At 57.5% G+C, this 8668-nt stretch carries 7 protein-coding genes; 5 read left to right on the top strand and 2 right to left on the bottom strand.

Annotation, left to right across the window (positions count from 1 at the left end):
• Positions 1 to 70: 70 nt before the first annotated feature.
• A complete protein-coding gene (locus AC1DYX_RS23970) occupies positions 71 to 2230 on the top strand; it encodes a S46 family peptidase (protein ID WP_477263514.1) in 2160 nt (719 codons plus the stop codon).
• Between the two features lie 168 nt (positions 2231 to 2398).
• Here the strand turns inward: AC1DYX_RS23970 and AC1DYX_RS23965 are convergent, their stop codons facing one another.
• Together AC1DYX_RS23965 and AC1DYX_RS23960 are read right to left on the bottom strand one after the other, a co-directional pair.
• Positions 2399 to 3127 (bottom strand): hypothetical protein, encoded by a 729-nt coding sequence (locus tag AC1DYX_RS23965; RefSeq protein ID WP_477263512.1) that lies wholly within the window; start codon positions 3125 to 3127, stop codon positions 2399 to 2401.
• Between the two features lie 90 nt (positions 3128 to 3217).
• The gene (locus tag AC1DYX_RS23960) at positions 3218 to 3655 is read right to left on the bottom strand and encodes a hypothetical protein (RefSeq protein ID WP_477263510.1); all 438 of its coding nucleotides are present in this window, start codon (positions 3653 to 3655) and stop codon (positions 3218 to 3220) included.
• A 360-nt stretch (positions 3656 to 4015) separates the two neighbouring features.
• Between AC1DYX_RS23960 and AC1DYX_RS23955 the strand changes: the two genes are divergently transcribed.
• From AC1DYX_RS23955 to AC1DYX_RS23940, 4 genes are all read left to right on the top strand, one after another.
• Complete coding sequence (locus AC1DYX_RS23955) at positions 4016 to 4726, top strand: ABC transporter ATP-binding protein (RefSeq protein ID WP_477263508.1); 711 nt, start codon at positions 4016 to 4018, stop codon at positions 4724 to 4726.
• A complete protein-coding gene (locus AC1DYX_RS23950; RefSeq protein ID WP_477263506.1) occupies positions 4723 to 5913 on the top strand; it encodes an ABC transporter permease in 1191 nt (396 codons plus the stop codon). Before AC1DYX_RS23955 ends, AC1DYX_RS23950 begins: the two co-directional genes overlap by 4 nt.
• A 262-nt stretch (positions 5914 to 6175) precedes the next feature.
• Positions 6176 to 7357: a TolC family protein gene (locus AC1DYX_RS23945; RefSeq protein WP_477263504.1), complete on the top strand. Its 1182-nt coding sequence runs from the start codon at positions 6176 to 6178 to the stop codon at positions 7355 to 7357.
• Positions 7358 to 7473: 116 nt separating this feature from the next.
• Positions 7474 to 8668 (top strand): efflux RND transporter periplasmic adaptor subunit (locus AC1DYX_RS23940; protein WP_477263502.1); only part of this gene is annotated, 1195 nt, incomplete at its 3' end.

The following is an 8668-nucleotide window of genomic DNA, read 5'->3' as shown; positions in this document are numbered from 1 at the left end:
GTTTGATGCCGGGGGCATCAAACACCCCACCCTACTAGAATAGGCACCAAGCCATATCTACGGACAAGCGATGAAAAAAACCCTTCTCTCGCTCGCCATCCTCGCTTCCTACGCCGCACATGCGGACGAAGGCATGTGGATGCCGCAGCAGCTGCCACAAGTAGCGAAGCAACTCAAAGCCGACGGCCTCAAGCTCGACCCGGCAACCCTCACCAGGCTGACCGAATTCCCGATGGGCGCCATCGTGAGCCTGGGCGGCTGCTCGGCGTCGTTCGTGTCGCCGCAGGGCCTGGTGATCACGAACCACCATTGCGTGTACAACAGCGTGGCCGTCAACTCGACGCCGCAGCGCGACCTGCTCGCCGACGGATTCCTCGCGAAGACGATGGCCGACGAACTGCCCGCAGCGCCGGGCAGCCGCGTGTTCGTCACGGAGGAAGTCGCCAACGTCAGCACCCGCGTGATCACGCCTGACGTCGCGAAGCTGACGGGCAAGGCGCGCCTGGACGCGATGGAAAAGAACCAGAAATCCCTCGTGGCCGAGTGCGAGAAAGACGTCGGCTACCGCTGCACGGTGGCGAGCTTCTACGGCGGCCTCGAGTTCTACCGCATCAAGCAGCTCGAGATCCGCGACGTGCGCCTCGTGCACGCGCCCCCAATCGGCATCGGCAAGTTCGGCGGCGACACGGACAACTGGATGTGGCCGCGCCACACGGGCGACTACGGCTTCTATCGCGCCTACGTCACCCGCGACGGCAAGGCCGCGGACTACGCGAAGGACAACGTCCCGTACCGTCCGAAGCTGTGGCTGAAGATCGCGCAGAACGGCGTGAAGGAAGGCGATTTCGTGATGGCCCTCGGCTACCCGGGCCGCACGAACCGCCACCGCCTGCCGTCGGAAGTCGCGTTCACGTTCGACTGGAACTACCCGGCGTTCGTGAAGGCGTCCGGGGAGACATTGGCCGTCATCGAACGGGAGACGAAGAACGATCCGGCCGCGCACCTGAAGTACGCGGGCCAGATCGCCAGCGTCAACAACTACTACAAGAACMGCAAGGGCATGATCGCCAGCTACGAAGGCAGCGACATCCTCGCGCGCAAGACGGCCGAGCACAATGCGCTGAAAGCCTGGGTCAACGCGAACCCGCAGCGCAAGGCCGAATTCGGTGCCGCCATCGAGGCGGCCGAACAACTGATCGCCCGGCGCGATGCGCAGACGAAGCGCGAATTCTTCCTCGGCTATTCGATGCCGCGCTTCCTGAACTCGGCGCGCACCCTGTACCGCCTGGCCAACGAACGCACGAAGCCGGACATCGAGCGCAAGTCGGGCTACCAGGAACGCGACCTGCCGCGCCTCACGTCCGTCATCGGCGGCCAGGACCGCACATACGATGAAAAGGTCGACAAGGCCCTCGTGCTGAACTTCCTGAAGCAGTACAACGCCCAGCMGGTCGACCAGCACGACGCCGCATTCGACGCCGCCCTCGGCATCAAGCCGGGCATGGGCGAGGCCGAACTGAAGGCCGCGCTGGACCGCATCTACGCCGGCTCGCAGCTGCAGAACAAGGATGTGCGCACGGCGTGGCTGAACAAGACCCCGCAGGATTTTAAAGCCAGCGACGACAGCTTCATCCGGGCCGCCGTCGCCATGTACGACGCCGACATGAAGCACGAGGCGGAGGAGGACGAACTGGCCGGGAACATCCAGAAGGCCTACGCCAGCTATATGAAGGCGAAGATCGCCTACATGCACAGCAAGGGGCAAGCCGTCTATCCGGACGCGAACAGCACGCTGCGCGTCACCTTCGGCAACGTCAAGGGCCGCGACTACGGCGCCGACGGCACCGGCTCCTGGACCGCGTTCACGACCGTGAACGGCGTCGTCGCCAAGCACACGGGCGAAGGCGAGTTCAATGCGCCGGAGCGCCAGCTGACCGCCATCCGCGCGAAGGACTTCGGCCGCTGGGTCGATCCGAAGCCGAAGACGGTGCCCGTCGACTTCCTGGCCACGCTGGACATCACGGGCGGCAACTCAGGGTCGGCCGCGCTGAACCGGCGCGGCGAACTGGTGGGCCTCGCGTTCGACGGCACGCTCGATTCCATCATCTCCGACTGGGATTTCAACCCGCGCGCCACGCGCGACATCCAGGTCGACATCCGCTACATACTGTGGAACATGGAGAAGGTGGACCATGCGGACAACCTGCTGAAGGAGATGGGCGTGCTTTGATACACCTGGCAGCGTCGATGAGCCAAGCCCGGCGCGATTTCTCTGATCGTCTTTATCCACGCACCGTTTCCAGGCCCACCCTGGCCTTGAACAGTCGAGCTTAATGGATGACACAAGTAGAGTTAATTCAGAAAGTGCCGGTTTCTGCTCTGGCGGATCTCGGTGCGATTACAAGAAATATTTTCGATACTCATTTATCGCGACGTTGTCCCCGTCAGGCAATTGCCCTGCCCGGAACGTGAGGCCGCCCGTGGCTTGGGTGGCCTGGAGATTCGCGAGGATTCCCGAAACAGGAAGTTTGCCAAATTTCTTCTCATCGCCGGCCAGCATGCGGTCGTTCGCCGCCATCATGACAGGCGTCCAGCCCAAGGCGCTTCGGACTTCCGGCGTCATTTGGGCGTAGAGGGCGTCGATCGTCATCGCATGTCCTCGGCGATCTCCCGATTCGGTGGCTCCCCTGTATGTTTCGAGGGAGACTCTCATTCTTTCGCCGAGCATCGCTTCGGCCTGTATTTGCTCATCCTTGGAGAAATTGCCAGACGAGTTGAGACGCATGGCCGCCAAGTCTTGATCGCTAAAGGACGAATAATCAACATGATTAAGGTTTACGGAACTTGCAGTTGCGCCAGTTTTTTCTGCCGCTTGCTGTTTCAGGGCATCCAGTTTTGCGCGCGCAGCCATGCCGACGTCCTTGAAGGACGGTGCGGTGGCCGCCTGGGCCGACGCCGCCTTTGCGCTGTCGGAAATATGAACAATCACACCGCTCGATGCCGTGGCCGCGCTGTTTCCGGCCTTTGCGGTGTCTGTGCCTTCCGTCTGAGCAAGGCCCGAAACTTTGGTAGAGCTCACGTTGGAGGAAGCATTGCGATAAGAAACGCCCAAGCCATTGACACTCATTTTTCATCTCCAGAATCACGCAGCATCGGCGCTGAGTGGCAGKTTCAGTAGATGGAGAGCGCGCCGCCGAGACGGGCTCTCCATACAGTATTACTTCATCGAGAAGACAGCCTTGAAGGCGCCTGTCGTAGAAATGTTCGACACGTCCTGGCTGACGACGGCGCAGATCGCGCCGCCACCCGGGGTGGTCGATGCGTTTGGCGTCCAATAGCCCTGTGTACCAAGGAGCGGATTGGGCTGGGTATAGATCGTCGAGATGTGGAAAGTACAGGTCTTGGATCCCATGGCATACGTGACGTGCGAAGCCGATGCCACGCCCCCGCAGTCGGTACTGGACGCTGCCGAAGTGTTTCCGGCAGCAACAGCCACCGGCGCCGGCGACAGGACTCCACAGGTATTGACATTCGAAACCGCCATGGTGGTTGTCGTGCTGACGTTCTTGAAGGTCATGGTTACCGGAGCGGCAAACGCCGGTGCTGCGATGGCAAGGCTTGCAGCCGCTGAAATAAGTGCGATAGCTTTCATCATAATACTTTCAAAAAAAAATGTAAATTTTGGATCAGCTGTTCCATATCTATGGCGCATCAAAAATTACTTATACGCAAGATAGTTTGTAACAATTCAGCCGCCATGCACTCAGCATGATCGGGGCCGTAAAAAGCCTGGCCGGGTGCATCGGGCATGCTGTGCCCTTTGCTTGCGCAGGGCATCGAAGCAGGAGCGGATGACGCCCAAATTGTTTGCGCCCTTGGAAGTGCGGAGTAAGCGTCATCCCAGCACCGCGTAGACACCCGATGGCGCGCGACTCAACAGTTGTAAATATATTTCACCAAATTGTGTCCCGGCCAATCTGGAGGCTGACAAGCTAAATCAGGTAATATGGCGGGTATGACTGTACAATTATTACGCGCGGGAGAAATCGCCGTCACAAACCTGTCGCGGATATACGAAAACGGAGAGGAAGATTTACTTGTATTGGATCGTGTTTCACTTAGAATTCGTTCGGGCGAATTCGTTGCGCTGACCGGACCATCGGGTTCTGGCAAATCCACGCTCATGAACATGATTGGTTTGCTCGATACACCTACCGCTGGTGAAATCCACCTCGACGGGCAGGACACGACCAGGCTTGATCCTCGTGAATTGGCGAATATTCGCAAACACAAGCTGGGCTTCGTTTTTCAAGCCTTCCATCTCTTGCCCAACCTTTCAGCATGGCAGAATGTCGCTCTTCCGCTACGCTATCAAGGTGTCGCCTTTCAGGATAGAGAGCAGCGCGCCCGTGCCATGCTCGCCCGGGTCGGGCTGGAAGCACGCGCAGATCACCGCCCCGGAGAAATGTCAGGCGGTCAGAAACAGCGCGTGGCGGTGGCGCGCGCCCTGATCGGAAATCCAGCCATTGTTCTCGCAGATGAACCGACTGGTAATCTTGACAGTAAGACGGCAGACGAAGTACTCGACATACTGACCTCGCTCCACATGGGATCTCCCCCGGTCACGATCGTTATGGTCACGCATGACTTGCGCCTGGCTGCACGCTGTTCCCGTATCGTAGAGCTGCGTGATGGCCGCATCGTCGCCGATACAGCGCGCGAATGAAAATTACCGATAAACGACTCGCGGAGTTAGCCGATATCCTTCGCGAAGCAGGGCATAGCTTGCTCAACCGGCGTCAARGGACGGCACTTGCCTTGATCGGAATCGTGATTGGCACTGCCTCTGTCGTTGGCACGATCATCATCGGCTATAACGCCCAAGTCGAGGCGGCGCGGGTTTTTCGTGGTCTCGGTATCGATACGATGGTCGTTCAGAGCAACACCAGCGACCACCCGCTGACTTGGCCAAAGACGATCGCCATCCGACAACGCATTGGAGCGATAGATCGCGTGGCGCCAGCAATCACTGGCGAAACGATCGTCGCCAACGGGTTCAAGCGTCAATCTGCCACGGTGATTGCGGTGGATGAGGAATTTCCTGCGCTCGCGGGAATCTCATWAAAGCTGGGCCGCGGACTGCTACCGGTCGACGGCCAACTTCAATCCGCAGTGGTTGGTTCCGATCTTGCCGAGGCGCTATCGGAACCCGGCCGCCCCGTCGTGCCTGGTGCGCATATCATCATAGGTGACTATGGGTTTACCGTCGTGGGTATCGCTGACGCCAGCCATGCCAATCCACTGCTGACCCCAAAATTAGATGAGAGCATCCTGGTTCCTCCCTCAAGCGCGCCCCGTGTCAACAAAACATCCAATATCGATCTCATCCTCCTGCATTACCTTGGCGATTATGAAGCAGAAGCTGTTGCAAACGCGGTCGTAGTCGATTTCATGAAAGAGCAGCATAAGTCCGTGAATGTCCACACAGCCCGGCAGTCAATCGAGGCACAAAAGCAGCAGCAAGCAATCATCACCCGCCTTCTCGCAGCGATCGGAGGAATCTCCTTAATTGTCGGCGGAATCGGCGTCACGAATGTCATGCTGATGGGGCTAATGGAGCGTCGCGGCGAGTTTGGTCTTCGCATTGCGATTGGCGCTACGCCTTCCGATATCATGCTTGTCGTCGTTGTGGAAGGAGGGATCCTCGGCCTGAGTGGCGGTCTGATAGGTACGGTGCTGGGGACGGCGATAGCGGCTGCTTTTGCTTACCATTCGGGATGGATGTTTATCGCGCCGGCAGCTCAACTTCCGTTAGGGGCCGTGCTGGCCAGCCTCGTTGGCATCCTGTTTGGACTCTATCCTGCTTTGCAGGCGGCACGTGTCAATCCGGTTGTGGCACTCCGGGCCGAGTAGGTATGAGGGTCGAAATCGGAAGCGGATTACCGCACAAGCTGATTGTAATGACTGGATATTGTGGCGGCCGCTTAAGGCCCTGGGTTGCACGCATCCGCCAATGCCAGGGTGGTAAGTAGAGTATCGGAGGCACGTACGTGAAGTACCGCGTATATTATTTCGTTTTCGCGTTGATTGTTTGCACTTTAACATTATCTCCAAGGGAGACTCTGGCAGTACCAATATCGGTACCTCAGGAACAGGGGATTCCCTTGATCTTACTATGGCTGATGCTGTTGCGCTCGGCTTGCGGTCCAACCGGACAGTCCGCAGCCTCTACGTGCAACGCATTGCGCAGCGCTATGATCTATGGGTTGCACAGCAGCGCTTCGTGCCCTCGGCCAATATAAATGGCTCAGTTGGCTCAACTCGAAATTTCAATGTCAATGATCGCGTTACCTCGCTGGGGGCGAACGGCACATGGCTTGTCCCCACTGGCGCCATTATCAATTATTCCTGGGATACCAGTACAGGTACACAAAGCGGCGTTGGCGGTTTCAGTCAAGCTCGCACCTTTTCAGTTACTCAACCTCTGTTGAGAGGAGCCGGGATTGCAATAAACACGATCCCCGTTCGCGTGGCTCAGCTCCACGAAGACATCAACCGCCTCAATGTTCGCAACACGATTAACGGGATCATTACCGGAATAGTCATAGCCTATCGTAATTTGATCCAGGCGCGCGATCAGGTGGAACTCGCGCGTAATTCGCTAACGCGCTCACGCGAACAGCTCGACGTGAATCGTGTTCTTGTCACTGCAGGGCGGATGGCATCGGCCGATCTCGTCCAAAATGAGGCGGATATTGCGAATCAGGAGCTTGCACTATTGCAGGCACAGCGGAGCGTTGACGCAGCACGCTTGGCGCTTCTTCGCCTGCTCGYGCTCGACCTTCATACCCGATTGGGTAAATTGGACTCGCTATCAACGGTACCGGTTAAACTCGATCTCGATCGTTTGGTCACGATCGCGCGGACCCATCGGGTAGAACTTTTAACCCAGGAGAAGGCGGTCGAGCAAGCGCGGCTCGGCCTAACTCTGGCTCGCGACAATCGTCTGTGGGATGTATCGGCTGTGGGAACAGTGACTGATAACCGCATTCCCGGCACCAATCGTTCAGCAAACGGGAGCGGCACCTCCAGTTCCATCGGGTTACGATTAACAATCCCACTCAACAATTCCTTGCTTAAACAGGCAGAAGTCGTCGCTAATACCACCGTCCAAACGGGCGAGCTGATGCTTCAAGAGATTTCCCAACAAGTGGAATCTGACATACGCGATAGTGTCGCACAGGTCGAATCGAACTGGCTCCAACTGCAAGTGGCGGTCCGGGCTCACGATCTTGCAAAGCAGGCCTTGGCGCTCTCCCGGACCAAGCTGAAAGCGGGACGCGCTTCCAATTTTTAAGTCCTGTCGTTCGAAGCTGTGTTGAGGAATGCGGAAACCCAGCAGCTGTCGGCAACTGTCGGCTACCTTAACGGACTCACCATACTTGACCAGCAACTAGGAACGACGACTGATACATGGCACATCGATTTGAACGATTAGTCGTACGTAAACGACCTCTTGCGATGGGTGCAGCTGTCGTCGTTGCGGCGCTGATCCTGTATGTCTGTGAACGTTCTGCACAGACATCGGAAACTGCAACTTCCACCTCGATTGCGCAAATCCAGCCACTTGAACAGGCCATTACCGTTTCCGGGACGATCAGGGCTGCCGATATTATCGAAGTCACCGTTCCTTTCGATTCTACGATCAAGAAGCTTCCGGTTCGACTTGGAGAGAGTATTACTGAAGGTCAGCCCCTTGTCGTATTCGATACCTCTGGGCTGATCCAGCGAATTCGTGAAATGGAAGCCGCTGAACTGAAGGCTGCCCAGGCTTATCAATTGCTTGCTGGTTTTGACGCCAGCCTCGACTACACCCGCGCGCAGCGAGCACAGGCAGCAGCACTTGCGACAGCTTCCGATAATCGGCGAAAACTGCTTGAAACTGAAGCGCTATACGCCGAAGGTATTGTTCCTCGGAGCGAGCTGGATGGTCTTCGTCAGCAGATACGCAACGATGAGCAAACGCTGGCTGGGGCAAATGACGAATTGCGAGCCGTTCGCCAGCAAGCCTCTGCGGCAAACAAGAGGGTCGCGCAAATCGAGTATCAAAATGCAAAAGAACGCTTGAGCTTGGCTCGTCGGCAGCTTGCGCTAGCCACATTGGCGGCGCCGCGGTCAGGCACATTAATTGCAGCGCCCGTTCGACAGGACCGCGGTTTATCGCTTGCGGTTGGCGCGAGCGTCACACGCGGCCAGAGCCTATTCGCAATTGCTGATATGAAGCGCTTGTCCGTGATCGCGAAGGTAGATGAAATCGACGCTGGGCGTATCCGCGAAGGCCAGCGAATCGAATTGACTTTTCCGGCCATTCCAATCCCACTCGGCGGTATCATTGTGGCGGTCGCCGGCGAAGCGACACCAGATAGTGGGCCTGGATCAGTGTCCTATTTGATAACCGGCTTGCTGGATTCCGTTCCCGCTCAATATCGCCAACTGGTGCGTTTGGGAATGTCCGCAGGGGTACGGATTATCCTCGAAAAGCGTGATGCTGCACTTGTTGTTCCTCCTTCCGCCGTTCAAGGTGCGATTCCTGACACAATGGCAATGGTGGTGCTGCCCAACGGGAAGCAGGAGCGTCGCAAAATTGGTATAGGAATCGTTACTGCTC

This window comes from Massilia sp. P2_C2 (assembly GCF_056404615.1).
This window is presented reverse-complemented; position numbering and strand designations above follow the sequence as displayed.